Origin of the sequence: Vibrio neptunius (genome assembly GCA_019339365.1) — a bacterium.
Taxonomy (GTDB): Bacteria; Pseudomonadota; Gammaproteobacteria; order Enterobacterales; family Vibrionaceae; genus Vibrio; species Vibrio neptunius.
The window spans coordinates 1,951,521-1,968,924 of the sequence record CP079859.1 but is presented as its reverse complement, the minus strand read 5'-3'; the positions used below and the strand labels follow the sequence as shown (position 1 = coordinate 1,968,924).

Here is a 17,404-nt window from a genome sequence, read left to right as displayed (position 1 = left end):
TCCATTCCTCTGGCTTTGGTGGATAATTGTGAGCCTGATCATTATAAGATATAGACTGTGGAGTTTATCAGTGTACATAAAACACATCACCGCTTTGATGTTGTCGGCTTCTGCTTGCGCCAATGCCAATACCTACGACGCTCCCAACTATATTGACTCTTCACTCAATCTAGATAACAGCGAAAACTACAGCCTTTTCAGTCACTCTTATTCATATAAGACTAGCAATAGTTATGCCTTAGGTTTAACTGAAAACGATTTAAAATTGGAAGAGCCTGAACTCCCTAAATATCTCACCGTGCAAAGTAAGAAAGACTGGGATTACCTTAAGGGTCAAACTTACACGATTTTAGGTCTTAGTGTTGCGACGGTGGGCTTAATGACACTGCTGCCAGAATCGATTACAAAGTGGGATGAAGAAGATCGTGATTTGAGCGGTTTAGGAACGAAGTGGAAAGATAATGTCACATCCGGCCCAGTATGGGACCGAGACGACCATTTTCTAAACTATGTTATGCACCCGTACTTCGGTGGCGTTTATTATACCGCAGCCCGTCATTCTGGATTCAACGAGTTTGAGTCTTTTCTTTATTCTGCCACACTATCTACCTTCTTCTGGGAATATGGTGTAGAAGCTTTTGCAGAAGTGCCTTCGTGGCAGGACCTCTTCATTACCCCCTTCTTTGGTGCAATAGTGGGTGAAATGATGTTTGAAGCAGAACAAGACATTGTCTCTACAGGTGGCGAAGTGTGGGGTTCTCAAACTATGGGCGATGTTACGTTGTTTTTACTCAACCCTGTTGGTCATATTCACGGTTGGGTTAGCGATGCTTGGGGTGGTAGTGCTGAGTTCCAGTACAACAGCAAACCTTGGTTTGGCAATCAAGATGCCGCTCAATTTGCCATGGATGCGGGCGCCAGCTACGATAGCGTATTTTATGGCGTCGAGATGAAAATCAGTTTTTAATCTGACACTTGAACAAAGAAAGCGGCAGCGAATTGCCGCTTTTTTTGTGTCTGCCCTACCATAATGGTCAAGACAATCCGCCATCAAGTCAAAAACTTGACCTGAATCAAGCCTAACTTCCGCCCTGCTCCTAAACTAAATTTAGTCCTATATAAAGAATTGCTTGCATTCAGGAGGCCCGTTATGAATAGTACTTTTATCGTCAATTTCGTCGGTAAAGCAACACCTGCCACAATCAAGCAGCTGGCGGCTATCACTCACGAAAATGGAGGAAAGTGGCTGATCAGTAAAGTAAACTTTATCGAAGACCAAGTCGCGGCAGTCATCAAAGTTGAATTGCCAGAGGAAAAAGCGGAGTGCGTTAAAAAAGCGTTTAGCAGCCATGACGATCTACTGGTCCAGTTTATCGATTCAGATAGCCACACACACAATGCAGATGCTATTTATCAACTTCGGTTAGACTCCAATGACCGCGCAGGCATTGTTAATGAGATCACCCATGTTCTAGACAATCAAGGCATCAATATTTTGGACATGGACTGCCAACGTGTGTTTGTTGCTGGTGGTGGTGGCGTAAGTTCCAGCTTATTTACAGCAAACATCGCTTTGAAACTGCCAACTCAGGTCCAGATAGATGACGTCGCAAAAGAGCTGGAAGCTTTAAGCGAAGACACTCGGGTCATGGTCGAAGCATAAAACAAGAGCAGCTTCATTGGCTGCTCTACTCGGTAGGTTACTGAACACTCCACTGTGAAAGCGAGCGTTTGAAGTCAGCATAATCAAACTCATTGAGCTTTTGAATTTCACCACTCGAACGTTCACAGTATACGGAAGGCATCCTTAATCCATTAAACCAGTTAAGCTTCACCATGGTATAGCCCGCACTATCTAAGATATGGAGGCGCTGACCAATTTCCAGTGGTTTATCAAAGCGAGTCTCACAGAACTGATCACCAGCCAAACATGAACAAGAGCCAATCACATACTCATGTTCACCTTTATCCGTCGCCTCTAGAATGGAAGCGGGTTCATTGTAAATTAGCGTATCCAAACGATGCGCTTCCGTTGCAGAATCTACAATCGCTGTTTTTTTAACATTCTCAACGATATCCACCACAGTCACGACCAAGTCTGTCGTCTGGGTAATGATCGCTTCACCCGGCTCAAGGTACATTTGAACACCGTGCTTCTCAGAGAAAGATTTAAGCGCTAAGCCAAGTTTTTCGATGTCGTATCCCGGCCAGGTGAAGAACACACCTCCGCCCATACTGACCCAGTCAAGCTTATCCAAGTAGTGGCCAAACTGCTCAGAAATAGAGCCCAGCAGACCGATAAACGCGTCGACGTCTTTGTTCTCACAATTCATGTGGAACATCACACCGTCAATATCCTCAAAGACTTCTGGATCAATATGGTCCGCTTGCACACCAAGGCGAGAAAACTGACGTGCTGGATTGGCTAAATCTTGCCCAGCATAGCTCACACCAGGGTTAAGGCGTAAACCAAGCGAAGCCTTTCCTTCTACAATGTGTCGATACGCAGCCAATTGATTTTGTGAGTTAAAAATCATTTTGTCGCAAATATCAGCCACATCACGTACATCATCCTCACTGTATCCGACACTGTATGCGTGAGTTTCACCACCGAAAGTTTCATGCCCCAACTTAACCTCGAATGGGCCAGAACTCGTTGTGCCATCTAAGTAAGGCTTGATGATGTCGAAAACACCCCATGTAGAAAAACACTTCAACGCCAATACCAGCTTCACACCCGAGATTTCCTTGAGTTGCTTGGCTTTTTCTAGATTTTCGACCAACTTATCTTCATTGATCATAAAATATGGTGTTTTCAGTTCGTTTTTTTGCATTTTGTATTCTTACCTAATTAATACCGTAAAAATCGAACAAAGCCGACACTGGTGCATCGGCTTAGATGTAGTAATGATAGCCAGTGTCATTCCTGATAGCGACGAAGGAGTGTAGTCAGGAATCTCTAAAACCAACAAGAGATTCCGTATCACGCTCGTTCCTCACTGTACGGAATGACAAATATATTTACTTCAGCTCGTGAATGACTGGCAGACCTTGACCCGCTTCAAGCTCTTGAACATGCCAATCAAGACCAATGCTTGGCATAGTTTCAAGGAATGGGTCTGGGTTGAGCTGTTCCATATTAAACACACCTTTATCCGCCCATTCACCACGGAAGAACTGAAGTGCAGCGGTGATCGCTGGTACACCTGTGGTGTAAGAAATTGCTTGGTGCTCTACATCTTCGTACGCGACTTCGTGATCGGCGTTGTTGTAGATAAATACACTACGCTGCTTGCCGTCTTTCGTTCCCTGAACCCAAGTACCGATACAAGTTTTACCTGTATAGCCCGGTGCAAGAGAAGTTGGGTCTGGAAGCAGTGCCTTCAGGACGTGTAGAGGTTGAACAACCGTACCATCATGCAGTGTGAGTGGATCAGGGCTAAGCAGACCGATGTCACGCATGCAGTTGAAGTAGTTTAGGTATTTGTCACCAAAACCCATCCAGAACTCGATACGTTTAGCGGGAATGAATTCTTGCATAGAACGAACTTCATCGTGCGCCATAGAGTACACTTTGTGCTTACCCACTAACGGGAATTCAAACTCAAGCATACGCGAGTGACACGGGACTTGTTTCCACTCTTCATTTTCCCAGTAGAAAGAATCACCTTGGATTTCTAGCATGTTGGTTTCTGGGTCGAAGTTGGTCGCGAACTTCTTACCATGATCGCCAGCATTCACATCCATTACGTCAATCGTGTCGATTTCATCAAACAGGTGCTTCACTGCGTAGGCTGCAAATACCGACACCACGCCAGGATCGAAACCAGCACCCAAAATGCCCGTGATGCCCGCTTCGGCGAACTTCTCACGGTAGCCCCACTGCCAATCGTAAGCTTGAGGAACTTGCTGGCCTTCAGAGCACAGGTCAACAGCAACAGACGTATCTAAGTAGTTCACTTTGGCTTGGTAACAGGCTTCCATGATCGTCATGTTAACCCAAGGAGGACCAGCGTTAATGACAAGGTCAGGCTGAACTTCTTTAATAAGAGCGACTAATGCATCAACGTCATCCGCATCAACAGGCCGCGCTTCCAGTTTCTTCGATGGATCTTTCAGGTTGTTTTTCTTCTGAATAGATTCAATGATTTTTTCACATTTACTCACGGTACGTGATGCAATCGTAATGTCACCCAGAACGTCGTTGTTTTGCGCAGCTTTATGTGCAACTACCCAGCCAACACCGCCTGCACCAATCTGTAGAATTGCCATAGTTTTCCGTTACCTTAATTACGCCAGCTCAGCGGCTAGCTTATTGATTTTAATTAGTAAAGATTCAAAATCAGCCATCGTCAGGCAAGGATTAAGAATCGTAAATTTCAAAGCGGTTTTACCATCAACAATGGTTTCACCTAATACCGCAACGCCACGAGTTAACGCTTCCAGTCTTACAACTTTATTCAGCTCATCCAGATCCGCGACTTGAGCATGTGCAACACGGAATAGCACAGTCGACAACGATGGCTCAGCCAACAATTCTAGGTTGTCGTCGCTACGAACGAGATCCGCGACTTGCTGAGTTTGTTCGAGAAGATGGTCATACATGGCGCCCAATGTATCTGGGCCAACATTCTGCATCGTCATAAAAACTTTCAATGCATCGAATCGCTTCGTCGTCGCAATCGATTTATCCACTAGGTTGGGCAACTCATCATGCTCACGGTTGAGGTAATCCGCATGATGCAGCAGATACTTAAAGTTGTGTTTGTCTTTGAGTAACAAAGCTCCACAACTGATGGTTTGATAGAACAACTTATGGAAGTCGACACTGACTGAATCTGCGCGTTCGATACCCGCTAGACGCTCTTTGTGGCGGCTTAAAATCAGTGCTCCACCGTAAGCACCATCAACATGCATCCACATCTGGTGTTTTTGCGCCGCGTCGGCAATCACATTCAAATCATCAATAGCGCCATGATCAGTGGTGCCTGCCGTTCCAACGATGGCAAATGGAATCAATCCTTGAGATTTCGCCGTACTAATCACTTCATCAAGCTGAGCAACATCCATCGTGCCGTTACTATGAGCGTCAACAGTTATCACCGCTTTCTCGCCCAGTCCCATCCAGGAGGCTGATTTCTGCACCGTGAAATGAGACTTTTTCGAGCAGATGATACGCAGTTTTTCGGCGTAATCCGGCAATCCAAATTTCTGAATAGAGTGCCCTGACAGCTTGTCTGCAATCCAGTCGCGAGCCAACATTAAGCCCATTTGATTACTTTGAGTGCCACCACTGGTAAATATGCCGTCAGCGTGTGTGCCAAGCTCGTATTTCTCACACAGCCAATCCACCACTTTCTGCTCAACATAAGTCGCAGAAGAGGCTTGGTCCCAGGAGTCCATTGACTGGTTTAAAGAAGCAATCATCGCTTCTGCTGCCACTGCCGACATTAATGGCGGAGTATGAAGATGCGCGATACAGTCAGGATGCTGAGTGAAAATAGCGTTCTTTGCCACTAAATCAGCGGTATCAGTGATCACATCCGTCAGGCTGGCATTTTTGTTGTTTAGATCAACCGCGTTAATAGCTTGTTCTAACTGCTTTGGTTCAAGACCTGAATAAGGCGCATCCACTTGTTCAAAGACGTGTTTCATTGCCGCAGTTGTATGGTTCATAACTTTGCTGAACTCATCACTGCCAGATTCACCGGTATGAATAAAATGCTGCTTCCATTGCTGATTAGCGTCTTGTGGCTCAACATGATTTCCACCCGCAACCAGAATCGCTTCTTCCAATACACGAAGCGCAAAATCGATCTGCTCAAAGGTGATGATCAGTGGTGGTAGGAATCGAATCACCGAACCATCACGTCCACCTTTCTCGACCATCAAGCCACGTTCAAGTGCCGCTCTCTGAATTGCTAAGGTCAATTCACCATCAGCGACTGGCTCGCCAAACTTATTACGCTCTGTTCCGGGTTTACGGATTTCCACGCCAAGCATTAAGCCCTTACCACGGACTTCAGCAATACAGTTGACACGTTTCTGAATCGATTCAAGCCCTAAACGCAAGTACTGGCCGGCAACATTCGCGTGCTCGACAAGATTATCTCGCTCGATGATTTCCAGAGCTTTTGCTCCAGAGACCATCGCCAGTTGATTACCACGGAAAGTGCCCGTGTGTTCACCCGGTAACCAAGTATCATGTTTCTTATTGATGACGAGGAGCGACATTGGCATACCGCCACCAATCGCTTTGGATAGGCAAAGAATGTCTGGCACAATACCTGCTTCTTCAAACGCAAAGTTGTAACCTGATTTACCCACACCACACTGAATCTCATCAAAAATCAGCAAGATACCGTGCTCATCGCAGATACGACGTAGCTCTTTCAACCAAAACGCAGGAGCAGGTACAGCACCGCCCTCGCCCTGAATAGGTTCAACAACCATAGCGGCTGGTTTCATGATGCCAGCTTCATCGTCATTGAGTAGACGTTCAATATAGCGAATACCCGCTCTTGCACCTTCATCTCCACCCAAACCAAACGGGCAGCGTAGGTTGTATGGGAAAGGCATAAAATGTACGTCCGACATTAGGCCTGTGCGACGTGCTTTCGTCCCTAGATTGCCCATCATGCCCATCGTGCCATTTGTCATGCCATGATAAGCACCACGGAAAGCAAACATGGTATTACGACCTGTGGTTTGCTTCGCCAGTTTGATTGCGGCTTCCACAGCATCCGCACCTGAAGGGCCACAGAACTGGAGTACACAGTTATCACTCAGTTCTTGAGGAAGAAAGTTCTTCACCGAGCGAATGAAATTGGTTTTTGCTTCTGTTGCGATATCCAGTGTCTGATAAGGCAGCCCTGAGTCAAGCTGGTCTTTGAGTGCTTGATTGATTTCAGGATGGTTATAGCCCAGAGCCAAGGTGCCAGCACCAGCAAGACAATCTAAAAATATTTGACCGCGAGTGTCTTCAACCAGTGCGCCATAAGCTTGTTTGATCGCAATCGGAAGACGACGAGGATAAGAACGTACGGCAGATTCATGCTCGGCCTGATCTTGTAACACCAGATCAGGTGTCAGATCATAAACGCCCTCTAAAACAGGAATCTGAGTGGAAAATGGTGTTGCGATAGCAGTGTTATTCACAGAGTTATCGACTTCAAAGGCTATGCTCATGATTTAATCCCTTTGAAATGTAAGTCTCCTGCCAAATCTGCAATGCAAACAGCAGGTACAGTTATCCCTTTCGTGTTAGCAACTTAAGAAGCAGGTGCACGAAATCGTTCCATCATTTCGATGGACTACATGTTCAATTGATAAATCAAGGTTCAGTAATGCTGCTGTTTTGTAAAACAGGGCATTTAGGAAGAACTAAGCTGATTAGTGGTTGTTTGTTATGTGAGTTCAATGTTGGGTTTCCCATAAACATGTCGCTACCGCGACAACAGTATCCCGTCTATCGACAAAAGGACTTGCCGATACCTACCCTACGCAGTGTTCACTCAGCCTGAATGCTCACAACGCGTATCCCCCAGAATGTCTTTTTGCGACTCACCTCCGAGATTGCGCGCGAAGTTATCACAAAATGAAAACGGTTCGCAACATTTTTTGAATCTGAGCACGTCAAATCCCAACGTGAGTATAATTCCTCCTAATTATCATCGTTATCATTAATACGGGCGGCAGGTTTTTCATACCCTGCAGCTGGAGATAGTATCTCGATTTTGGATGGGTCCAAACCCTGTTCAATCGCATTAATAAGAGGTTTAAGTTGATCATTAATTGCGATAGGAACCGTTGTACCATCATCTTCAACTTGCAATGCTTCGACATCCGTGTAAACCGTAGACCCACTTCCCATAATAACGATAACTTCTCCGGGGTTAGGTATCTCTCCAGGTAATAGTTCACGGACCTGTCCATTAATATCAATAACCACAGTGGTGTTTGCCAAAGCGATTAAAGCGAGTGCACTTAATCCCATAGCTCAGCTTCTCACACAATTTAATTATTGTTTAAAATATTAGTACCATTACGTAGTGATGACCATATGATAGCAATCACCCATCCTCCTTCAGCCATGGCTCAAACTTCTCACTTCACCCTATAGTACTAAATTAACGTTAATTTCTCGTTATTTAGCATTCCTGTACTACGATTTTAATAATGCATCCAAATTGTATGAATGCGTTTTAATAAGGAGAACGATGTGTCTACCACTAAATTTGTATCAGTCGTTGCTCTATTGGTCTTTTACTCTAGTTATGCTGTTGGACAAACCCTTGAGCAAGCCGTCGCTCTAACGCTAGCGAACAACCCTGAAATTAAGAGCTCATTTAACGAATATAAAAGCGCCATAAAACAAGCTGATGCTTCTGGCGGCGCTTACCTACCATCTATAGATTTAGATGCCGGGATTGGCTATGAAGGCATTGATCCTGCCGACTCGACCGGCCAAGCGGAAACAGACTTAACACGTAAGGAAGCAACCTTGAGTCTGACTCAGTTACTGTGGGATGGGAATGCCACCATCAATGACATCAACAGAACAGCAGCGGAGGCTGAATCAATCAGGCTTCAATTGCTCTCTGATGCATCTGATATTGCCTTAAGAGTCACTGACATTTATTTGGAATCCATTAAAGCTACTGAGGTGTTAAAGTTATCTGAAAACAACTTAGCCGTTCACAAAGATATTTACACAGATATAAAAAAGCGCGCCGAATCTGGAATTGGTTCTACCGCAGATGTATCACAAGTGGAAGCACGGCTTGCCAAAGCACATAGCAACCTGCTTGCCGCACAGAACAACCTCTTTGACACTCACACTCAGTTTCGACGCATTGTAGGACAACAACCGCTTGGTTTGATTTACCCAAGAGCAGACGAATCAAAGCTGCCTTTATCATTAGATGAGGCGATTAAACTGGCCTTTGAACGACACCCAGTAATACAAGTATCAAAAGCAGATGTCGATTCCGCACGCTACCAATATAAACAATCCAAAGGTAACTACTACCCTACGTTGTCGGTTGAAGCGAGTCAGACTTGGCGTGACGATGCAGGAGGCGATCTAGGCAACAGCAACGAATCTCTTGCCATGCTAAGGCTAAGATACAACTTGTTTAACGGTGGTTCTGACAGTGCTTTATCCGAAAGAGCGGCATACCAGCTCAATAAAGCCAAAGACCTTCGAGATAACTCCTATCGACAAGTCGAAGAGGGCTTACGTTTATCTTGGAGCGCACTTGATTTAACCTTGCAACAAAAGAACTTTCTCGCCGATCATGTTGACTCTGCTTCTGCAACTGTCATCGCGTATGAAAAGCAGTATCGCATCGGACAAAGAACATTACTCGATCTTCTCAACACAGAGAATGAGCTTTTCGAAGCTCGCAAGGATTATTTGGACGCCCATTATTCGGAACAATACGCCAAATATAGGGTAATGAACGCAACTGGAATCCTGCTTAACGCCTTGCTTGTCGATGTACCTAAAGAATGGACCAAGGAAGTGGAGTACTGATTATGACGCGTACGCTGTTTTTTTCATTGTCACTTTTAAGCGCCTCTGTCGCCTGTTCACTTCAAGCCTATGAAGACCAATACGACTACATACAAGCACCCAAAGCCCTCCAGATCTCAGATTTAACGGATGATGATCGGGACGGTGTCGTTAACGCACGTGATTTGTGTCCAGAGACACCGTTAGGCGCACAGATCGATAATGACGGTTGTGGTTTGGAGGTCACGGAAAAGGAAGAGAGGCAAATGAGGATTCTATTTGCCAATGACTCCTATGACGTCAGCCCTGTCTTTTTAGACCAAATCCGTGCAATGGCGGATTTTTTGGATAAGTACCGCTCCGCTTCGATAGAAATACAAGGCTATGCTAGCAAAACCGGAAGCCCTAACTACAATTTAGCACTATCAAAGAAACGTGCGTTCGCCGTAGAGCAGCAGCTACTTGCCTATGGTACCGCTCCTGAAAGAGTGACTATCATAGGCTATGGAGCAACACATTTGGAATCAGATGGTGAAGGCGAAACCGACCATGCGCTTAATCGAAGAGTGACAGCAACCGTCGTTGGCTTAACCGAAACCGTCGTTGAAGAGTGGACCATATTTTCAGCGATAGATCGATAGCCCGCGAATAGAAAAAGCCCCGATGTTTTCACATCGGGGCTTTACTTTGCTTGGTTGAGAGCTAGTGGTTTGTTTCGGTTGCTGGCTTATCTGCCAGCACTGTCTTTTTTGGTAAAGAAATGTGCAGTAGCACGTATCCTATAATCGCAGCGGTCGTCGAGCCCATCAGGATGCCCAGTCTCGCATAGGTATCAAACTCAGCGTTAACCGGACCAAAGGCCAGCGAAGAGATGAAAATCGACATGGTGAAGCCGATACCACACAACACCGATACTGCGAAAATATGTCTGAATGTAATGCCTTCTGGCAATTTGGCTACACCTGACTTAACAGCAACCCAGCTAAAGCTGAAGATACCCAGAGGCTTACCGACCAACAACCCTAATGCAATACCCAGTGGGAGCATCGAAGTCAGTCCTTCCATCGAGATTCCCTCAAGAGAGATACCTGCGTTGGCAAACGCAAACACTGGAAGAATACCAAAAGCAACGTACGGGTGCAGTGCATGTTCCATGTGTTTGAGCGGAGAGCCCTCACCTTTGTTTCCTTTAAGAGGAATCGCAAAACCTATCACTACACCAGCTAGTGTTGCGTGCACTCCCGATTTCAGCACCGCGAACCAGAGTATCGCACCTACTATCATATAGGGGAGCAATTTGGTGACCTTCCTCGAGTTGAGAATGAACAAGGCTGCGGTCATGGCAAATCCGACGGCTAATGCGGAAGTCGACAGGTCTCCTGTATAGAACAGAGCGATAATGACAACAACACCTAAGTCATCAATGATTGCCAGCGCAAGTAGGAATACCTTCAGGCTGACAGGGACACGCTTTCCTAGCAAGGCCATGATACCCAGAGCGAATGCGATGTCTGTCGCAGCAGGAATCGCCCAGCCTTGAATTGCCTCAGAGTTGCTGTAGTTGAATGCAACATAAACCAATGCCGGAGCTAACATACCACCAACAGCAGCAATAGCAGGGAAAATAGCAGTTTCGCGGGATTTAAGCGCGCCCTCTAGAAGTTCACGTTTTACTTCTAAACCGATGAGAAGGAAGAATACAGCCATTAGGCCATCATTAATCCAGTGAGATACAGACATGCCAAACACATAAGAATGCAATAGTGCCTGATAAGATTCGTTCAGTGGCGTGTTAGCAATGGTCATTGCGATTGCAGCAGCGATGACTAAGAGAATCCCTCCTGCTGACTCCATTTTGAAGAAATCGCGAAAAATATCACTCATGATATCGTCCTTTTATTTTTTATGTTAATAAACGATTAACAAAGAATAGAGTTGAGTTTATATATATCGATTCTTCAGGAAAAATCGCTTGTTTGGATGTTTAACTTCGGAATTTTCGATATAAACACTTCAACGCAACGTTTATTCCATACGTAAAAGTATAGGTAAAATCAAAAAATTACCAACACAAACAAAAACGCAGCTTTTCAGACAATGAAAAACTGCGCTAAGAGTCACTAAATGGCTTACTTTAAATTAGTATCCTGTCAACTGCATAAACCCTTTTGCCTCATGACTGCCCGTAGTTTGAACGGGTCCTTCCCAGTAAGGAATGATGAAAGGTAACCAAAGTTCTTGGTTAAGTACCTGGGTAGTCAAATCAATTTTATACTCCGGAATCTTGATATCCCACTGCAAAGGTAGTTGCTTTCCATTATTAAGTACCGTGGTGTCATGGGGTTCAATGGTAATATCTTCGGCGGATAAGTTGACCACTGTGCCATTCTTACGGGATAAGACACCAAAAAGGTATGGTGAACGATGGGCATGGCGATAGCGACTAATTGATAAGCTAGTTTCCTGATCAAGATGAACAACAAACCAATCCCAACCTTTTTGCTCCTCTGCCATTAAGCCACTACCCCATTCCTTACTCATCCACGCCTCTCCCTCAACTGGAATCAGCTTGTGTGTACCTAATCGGAGAGCGCCTTTGACCTTAACAAACGGAGTGGTTAAGTTATACGAAGCAATAGGCATAAGATCATGTTTTTCAACGTACCCTTTGTCACCAGGTAAGACGTACGGCCCGTAAGCAAAGGCTTTCAATTGAACATCAAAGCTATCTGTCGTCGCGCTCAACTGCCCAGGAAAGGGGCTATCCCCTATTGAGCGCCAAAGCCAGTTATCCATCCAAATACGAAACGGTCGATTCGTCATACCAGCCTGACCGATCCCTCCCCTCGCGAGCCGCTGTTCTTTCCAGATCTTATCTTTATTCGAGACCACCACGTGAGAGATGTATAGTTGAGGGCTTTGCCAACCTAAACCTTCTCTGTCATCCATTGCAACTCGAAAATAGCTCCATTGGATGCCGTATAGCTTGCCATTCTCGTCTCTGACGTTAGCAAAAAAAATGCCACCATTCGTGCTGGTACTCATTGTGAAAGCGAAAGTCTTGAGGAACTTTAACAGGAATACTAGGTAAAACAGGTTCAAAAACTTGTGTTGTACCCGACTGGATGACCGTATTCGCTAAGTCTTTGCTGGTGACTTCAGACGTCAAGTTGAATCGGTAACACATCGTCCAAGCAATCACACCTGCTGCTGTAAGCAGCAAAAAACACCGAATAATGACTGATTTTCTCATTTACAATGCGTCCCTGAGTGACTTCATGGGCGTATTTCGAATCATACGAAGTACCGGTAGTGCACCTGCCATCATTAACGACCCCATCGCCATCAAAAACGTATTAAGATACGCATCTGGAATTATTTGTAGTTCAAGTGTCCAGCCGAAAGATTGTCTTATCACGATATCCACGACTAAATTAGCCAAAGCGAGCCCGAGTGGCAGTGCAATCAATATCGATACAGCACCAAAGACAAACAGCTGCAAGCCACCCATGACAACAAGTTCTTTACCTGACATGCCTAGACATCGCAGCAAAGAAACATGACGCTGACGCGATACCTCACCGGCAACCGTCGCAAAGAAAATACCGAATACAGCGATAATCAATGTAATGTTACCTAAGGTGTCGGCAATAGAGAAGGTTCGATCAAACACTCGCATCGCTTGTTTGTGGATATGACTGTTGTCGAAAACACGCTCCGAACTCAAACGGAAAACAGACTCCATGCGCCGTTTGAGGCCAACGGAATTAACGCCATCTTTTAGTACAGCACCTAAAGCGACGCTACCGCCTCCTGCAAAGGCATACAACCAGTTTCGATGTGACAGCAAAACTTGGTTATACGGGTTACCGTAATCGTAGTAAACCCCCACCACTTGCCAGTTTTGCCCTAGCTTGCCAGACAAATCTATGTAATCGCCGGGGCGAATGCCAAGTTTGAGCGCCATAGACTCACTGATCATCACACCTTTCGAATGATGAAGATGATACCAGTAGTCAGGGATCCCTAGCTTGACAGTGAGCGCATTCAACTCACCTTCTGAAGCACCAGTGCTGACCACCTGAAGCACCCCTTTATTCGAGTTGACTTCTTTTTCCCAGCGCCACCAAACAGAATTAACTTCAGGTTGTTTGGCCAACCAACCACTCATACGAGCCGCAGCACTATTATTGGGGTAGATGTATAGATCGGCAGCTAAACGTTGGCTCAGCCACTTATCAGTCGTATCACGGAAACTGCCCACCATGGTTTCAACACCAATATTAGCCGCCATGGCCAACATGAAAGCCATGGTCGCCACACCACGATAACTCATACTGGCAGCAGCATCAGCAAAGAACCAACGGAGCTTTACCCATTTGAGTGAATAAGAAAGACCATCGAAAACTTTCCAAATCAGGTAAGGCGTAAACAAGGCAACGCTTAACAACATTAAGCCTATGATTGCAAAACCAGATTCCTGAGTCTGAGGTGCTTGGTAAATCGCAATCGCGGCGACACACAACGCACACGCTATCAATGCCTGAATGAAAAACTCGGTACCAGCGAAGCGAACTAATGATAAACGAGCAGTTAATCGGATGGGCTGAGCTCTTAACAAACGTACCAACGGCCAAGCACAAGCAATGAAAGCACCAAGTATCGTCATGTAAAGGCTATAGACACTCGACTTCCAACTCCATGAGATCAACAGACCTACATTGGCATCATACAAATCGCCCAGACTAGCGGAGACCGCTGGAATAAGCTGGTTAGCAAGCAAAATACCAAGCAGATTACCGCAAACCCAACTCACCAAAATAAGTACCAAAAGCTCCAAACACAGGGCTTTGCCTAACTGCCACCCAGAGACGCCTGTCTGGCGCATTGCCCCCACCAAAGGCTGCCTTTGAGTTAGAGATAAAGACATCGCTTGGTAGAAAATAAAGAGACCCACCAAGAATGCCAGCATCCCCATCGCACTAAGGTTCATATGAAAAGCTTGCGTCAGAGACTCGAGTTCTGCACGCGTGTTGCGAACCATACTCATGCCATTCGGCAGATACTCTTTTAAACGGGCCAACTTCTCAGCAGGCATCTCCCCACACGCAATAACCGAGATACCGGAGCTCCTTTCCAGCATGCGCAGTAAAGAAATATCCGCAATGATTCGAGTACCGTTTAACCTATCTTGTGTATCAACAATAATCGGGCCTAATTTACTGCCATCGCTCAGATGGATGAAATCGTTATCTTGCCACTTCATGTGGGCCGCAAGATCTGAACTCACCAAGATAGGATACGGACTGTTCATTAGCTGTAGCGCAGAGAAATCTTTTAGGACCGTTGTCGGACGGAACTGGAGCATGGCCACTGTGTCCACACCAACTAAAGAGAGATCCGTACCATTCGCCATGCGTACTCGAAGGCTTTCAAATGGTGCACACTGGTTGAATCCATCACGGCGAAGCTGGACATAAAAACCCTGAGGGATCTTGTTGGTTACATGTTTAGGACGAATACGGTAAGGGAGGGGGTTTGAGAAAAGTTTTTCACCGTTTTCGTAACTTTTTCTGGCGTGATCATTGATAGAAGTGACACCAACTAGAAGAGAGACACCTAACGTAAGACCAAGCCAGACAAGAAGGATTTGAAAAGGGTAACGTCTGTAGTGGCCAAGCAGCGCTTTAACTACGGGCCATAACATGAAGTTGCCCTCCTTGAAGGCGAACTCGGCCTTCCATATGCTCTGCAACCCGCTCACTGTGTGTAACCAGCAACAAGGTACAATCCAACTGGCGGGTCAAGGAAGTCAAAAGACGCATAACCGCTTCTGCGTTACGTTCGTCAAGGCTACCAGTCGGTTCGTCCGCCAGTAAAATCTTCGGTTCCATGTAAAGTGCTCGGGCAATGGCGGCTCTCTGTTGCTGACCACCAGACACCTCTTCTGGATAACGACCTAGCAGCGGCATTAAGTCCAATGCAGAAAGGATCTGACGCCACAATCCCTTATCTTCAGGCAGCCCCTTCAACTGACGACAGAAGCGAATGTTGTCCGCAACGTTCAGTGTTGGCAATAAATTAAACTGTTGGAAGATAAGCCCAATATTATTGCGGCGATAAGCAGTACGTTTAGTTTCTGCGATCTCATGCATAGAGAAGTTAGGAAACCAAATTTCACCGGAGTCGACGGTATCTAGACCCGCAATCAAATTCAGCAAAGTACTCTTTCCAGAGCCACTTTCGCCCATCAGAGCCACTTGTTCGCCTTGTTCTAATGCCAACTCAGCACCTTGCAAGACAGGGTGAAATTCACCTCCATCCACATACCCTTTACATAGGTCTGTTAGTTGCAGCATTAAAAGTCTCGCAATCGTTCAAAATTGGACTGTGAATCTACACTAAAACCACGCTTGGAGGAAGTATTTTGGATACTGGATCACAAGATATGCATCAAAACACATCTTCTGGACGATTCACGTCTAATTTTCGATCAAATTTTTCATCCAACGTTGAGTTTTCATTCTATACAAAGACCCTCCCCATTTGATCACTTCTTCTGTTAAGAAGAGTAAGAAAACCCATTCTGGCTGCCACCCTAGAACAATAGCGGCAAAGGCGGCGAGTGGAATACCAATCAGCCACTGAGCAATCAAATCTTGGTATAGACAAAACTTCACGTCGCCACCTGCTCTAAGGACACCAACAATCACCATCATAGGAATTGAGCGTAAAACAATACCGAAGCATAAAATAACCATAAACTTTTCTGCTAGGGCCCGAGTCTCCTCAGTTAATGCACTAAAGGTGTCAAGCACTAACCCTTGACATAAGTACAAGAGCAACGCAACAACGACCCCCACAATCAAACTGAGTATAGTCATTCCAATCGCCTGAAAATAGACCGCCTCATAGTTCTTGGCACCGATCTGATTCCCCACCAATACCGCTGCTGCATTGGACATCCCAATTAACAGTGCCAGCGCAATCGACTCTACTGGTGATAGCACAGACAATGCAGCAAGCCCTTGAACACCAGACTGCCCCATGATCGCGTGGTAGGCGAACAACCCACCAGCCCAAGCGAGAAAGTTAAATGTGGTAGGTAAAGAAAGTGTCAGAAATCTCACTACCCTTTGCCATTGAATGACCGCTTTAAGATCATTTACCCCGAAAGCCAGCAGATGCTTTTTGGCGTAGATATAGCCAAACAACGTCGCCACTTCAATCGCTCCGCTTAACACTGTAGCGATTGCTGCACCTTTAATGCCCATAGCTGGAACTCCCAGCTTGCCGAAAATGAACACCCAATTGAGGAGAATATTGGATACGATCCCGATACCACTAAAAAAGGTACTAATGCCAGGTTTGTGCATTGAGCGAAGACCAACGGACATACTGGCTACGCAGGCAACCGCAAACATGGTGACAGCGGTGATCACCAAGTACTGGCTGCCCAACTGGTTCACTTCCTGAGAGTCAGTGGCCAGAGACATGATTTCACTCGGAAACAAAACAAATAGCATGACGGTAAACACCGCAAAAATCATTGCTACCAGCCAAGTTAGAGCCGTACTTTCCTTGACCCCTTGACGATCGGCCGCCCCCCAATATTGAGCCGTTAATAAAGCGCCGCCTGTTGTCACTCCCACTAACATAATCGTGGTGACAAAGGTCGCTCTTGCGGCAACACCGACGGCTGCGATCTCTGCCTCACCGAGTTGCCCTAACATGAGAACGTCCACTAAACTGCGGCTAGAGAACATGATACTTTGCAGCGTAATAGGCAGTGCAATGGCAATCATCCGTCGCAAAAACTCGCCACGGGTATGGAATAGAATCTGTGAGACCGTGCTCAATTACTCACCTCGAACGACAACATCATGA

At 45.8% G+C, this 17,404-nt stretch carries 12 protein-coding genes and 1 pseudogene; 4 read left to right on the top strand and 9 right to left on the bottom strand.

What is annotated here, in order from left to right; all coding sequences use genetic code 11:
- Nucleotides 1-70: 70 nt before the first annotated feature.
- Together KW548_09395 and KW548_09390 are read left to right on the top strand one after the other, a co-directional pair.
- Nucleotides 71-967 carry a DUF3943 domain-containing protein gene (locus KW548_09395; GenBank protein QXX05467.1) on the top strand — a complete coding sequence of 299 codons (897 nt, stop codon included), beginning with the start codon at nt 71-73 and terminating at the stop codon, nt 965-967.
- A 183-nt stretch (nt 968-1,150) separates the two neighbouring features.
- The gene (locus KW548_09390) at nt 1,151-1,663 is read left to right on the top strand and encodes a transcriptional regulator (protein ID QXX05466.1); all 513 of its coding nucleotides are present in this window, start codon (nt 1,151-1,153) and stop codon (nt 1,661-1,663) included.
- A gap of 37 nt (nt 1,664-1,700) precedes the next feature.
- Here the strand turns inward: KW548_09390 and nspC are convergent, their stop codons facing one another.
- The 4 genes from nspC to KW548_09370 form a co-directional block, all read right to left on the bottom strand.
- Nucleotides 1,701-2,834 (bottom strand): carboxynorspermidine decarboxylase, encoded by a 1,134-nt coding sequence (gene nspC, locus KW548_09385; protein ID QXX05465.1) that lies wholly within the window; start codon nt 2,832-2,834, stop codon nt 1,701-1,703.
- 187 nt (nt 2,835-3,021) lie between these two features.
- Nucleotides 3,022-4,272 carry a saccharopine dehydrogenase family protein gene (locus KW548_09380; protein QXX05464.1) on the bottom strand — a complete coding sequence of 417 codons (1,251 nt, stop codon included), beginning with the start codon at nt 4,270-4,272 and terminating at the stop codon, nt 3,022-3,024.
- An 18-nt stretch (nt 4,273-4,290) separates the two neighbouring features.
- Complete coding sequence (locus tag KW548_09375; GenBank protein ID QXX05463.1) at nt 4,291-7,188, bottom strand: pyridoxal phosphate-dependent class III aminotransferase; 2,898 nt, start codon at nt 7,186-7,188, stop codon at nt 4,291-4,293.
- A 475-nt stretch (nt 7,189-7,663) separates the two neighbouring features.
- Nucleotides 7,664-7,996 (bottom strand): hypothetical protein, encoded by a 333-nt coding sequence (locus KW548_09370; GenBank protein ID QXX05462.1) that lies wholly within the window; start codon nt 7,994-7,996, stop codon nt 7,664-7,666.
- A 261-nt stretch (nt 7,997-8,257) separates the two neighbouring features.
- Here KW548_09370 and KW548_09365 point away from each other — a divergent pair, with 261 nt between their 5' ends.
- Complete coding sequence (locus KW548_09365; GenBank protein QXX08024.1) at nt 8,258-9,538, top strand: TolC family outer membrane protein; 1,281 nt, start codon at nt 8,258-8,260, stop codon at nt 9,536-9,538.
- A gap of 2 nt (nt 9,539-9,540) precedes the next feature.
- Complete coding sequence (locus KW548_09360; protein ID QXX05461.1) at nt 9,541-10,158, top strand: OmpA family protein; 618 nt, start codon at nt 9,541-9,543, stop codon at nt 10,156-10,158.
- A gap of 61 nt (nt 10,159-10,219) precedes the next feature.
- Here KW548_09360 and nhaA read toward each other — a convergent pair whose 3' ends face one another.
- The 5 genes and pseudogenes from nhaA to KW548_09335 form a co-directional block, all read right to left on the bottom strand.
- The gene (nhaA, locus tag KW548_09355; protein QXX05460.1) at nt 10,220-11,401 is read right to left on the bottom strand and encodes a Na+/H+ antiporter NhaA; all 1,182 of its coding nucleotides are present in this window, start codon (nt 11,399-11,401) and stop codon (nt 10,220-10,222) included.
- Nucleotides 11,402-11,656: 255 nt separating this feature from the next.
- Nucleotides 11,657-12,770 (bottom strand): annotated as a pseudogene (locus tag KW548_09350) (carotenoid 1,2-hydratase).
- Complete coding sequence (locus KW548_09345) at nt 12,771-15,224, bottom strand: FtsX-like permease family protein (GenBank protein ID QXX05459.1); 2,454 nt, start codon at nt 15,222-15,224, stop codon at nt 12,771-12,773.
- Nucleotides 15,205-15,876, bottom strand: a complete 672-nt coding sequence (locus KW548_09340) for an ABC transporter ATP-binding protein (protein QXX05458.1) — start codon at nt 15,874-15,876, stop codon at nt 15,205-15,207. Before KW548_09340 ends, KW548_09345 begins: the two co-directional genes overlap by 20 nt.
- Before the next feature lie 123 nt (nt 15,877-15,999).
- Complete coding sequence (locus tag KW548_09335; GenBank protein ID QXX05457.1) at nt 16,000-17,376, bottom strand: MATE family efflux transporter; 1,377 nt, start codon at nt 17,374-17,376, stop codon at nt 16,000-16,002.
- Nucleotides 17,377-17,404 lie beyond the last annotated feature (28 nt).

Excerpts from the sequence above, each read along its gene's own strand:
- KW548_09345 (QXX05459.1), bottom strand. The coding sequence starts at position 15,224 with ATGTTATGGCCCGTAGTTAAAGCGCTGCTTGGCCACTACAGACGTTAC.
- nspC (QXX05465.1), bottom strand. The coding sequence starts at position 2,834 with ATGCAAAAAAACGAACTGAAAACACCATATTTTATGATCAATGAAGAT.
- KW548_09380 (QXX05464.1), bottom strand. The coding sequence starts at position 4,272 with ATGGCAATTCTACAGATTGGTGCAGGCGGTGTTGGCTGGGTAGTTGCA.
- nhaA (QXX05460.1), bottom strand. The coding sequence starts at position 11,401 with ATGAGTGATATTTTTCGCGATTTCTTCAAAATGGAGTCAGCAGGAGGG.
- KW548_09390 (QXX05466.1), top strand. The coding sequence starts at position 1,151 with ATGAATAGTACTTTTATCGTCAATTTCGTCGGTAAAGCAACACCTGCC.
- KW548_09340 (QXX05458.1), bottom strand. The coding sequence starts at position 15,876 with ATGCTGCAACTAACAGACCTATGTAAAGGGTATGTGGATGGAGGTGAA.
- KW548_09360 (QXX05461.1), top strand. The coding sequence starts at position 9,541 with ATGACGCGTACGCTGTTTTTTTCATTGTCACTTTTAAGCGCCTCTGTC.
- KW548_09370 (QXX05462.1), bottom strand. The coding sequence starts at position 7,996 with ATGGGATTAAGTGCACTCGCTTTAATCGCTTTGGCAAACACCACTGTG.
- KW548_09375 (QXX05463.1), bottom strand. The coding sequence starts at position 7,188 with ATGAGCATAGCCTTTGAAGTCGATAACTCTGTGAATAACACTGCTATC.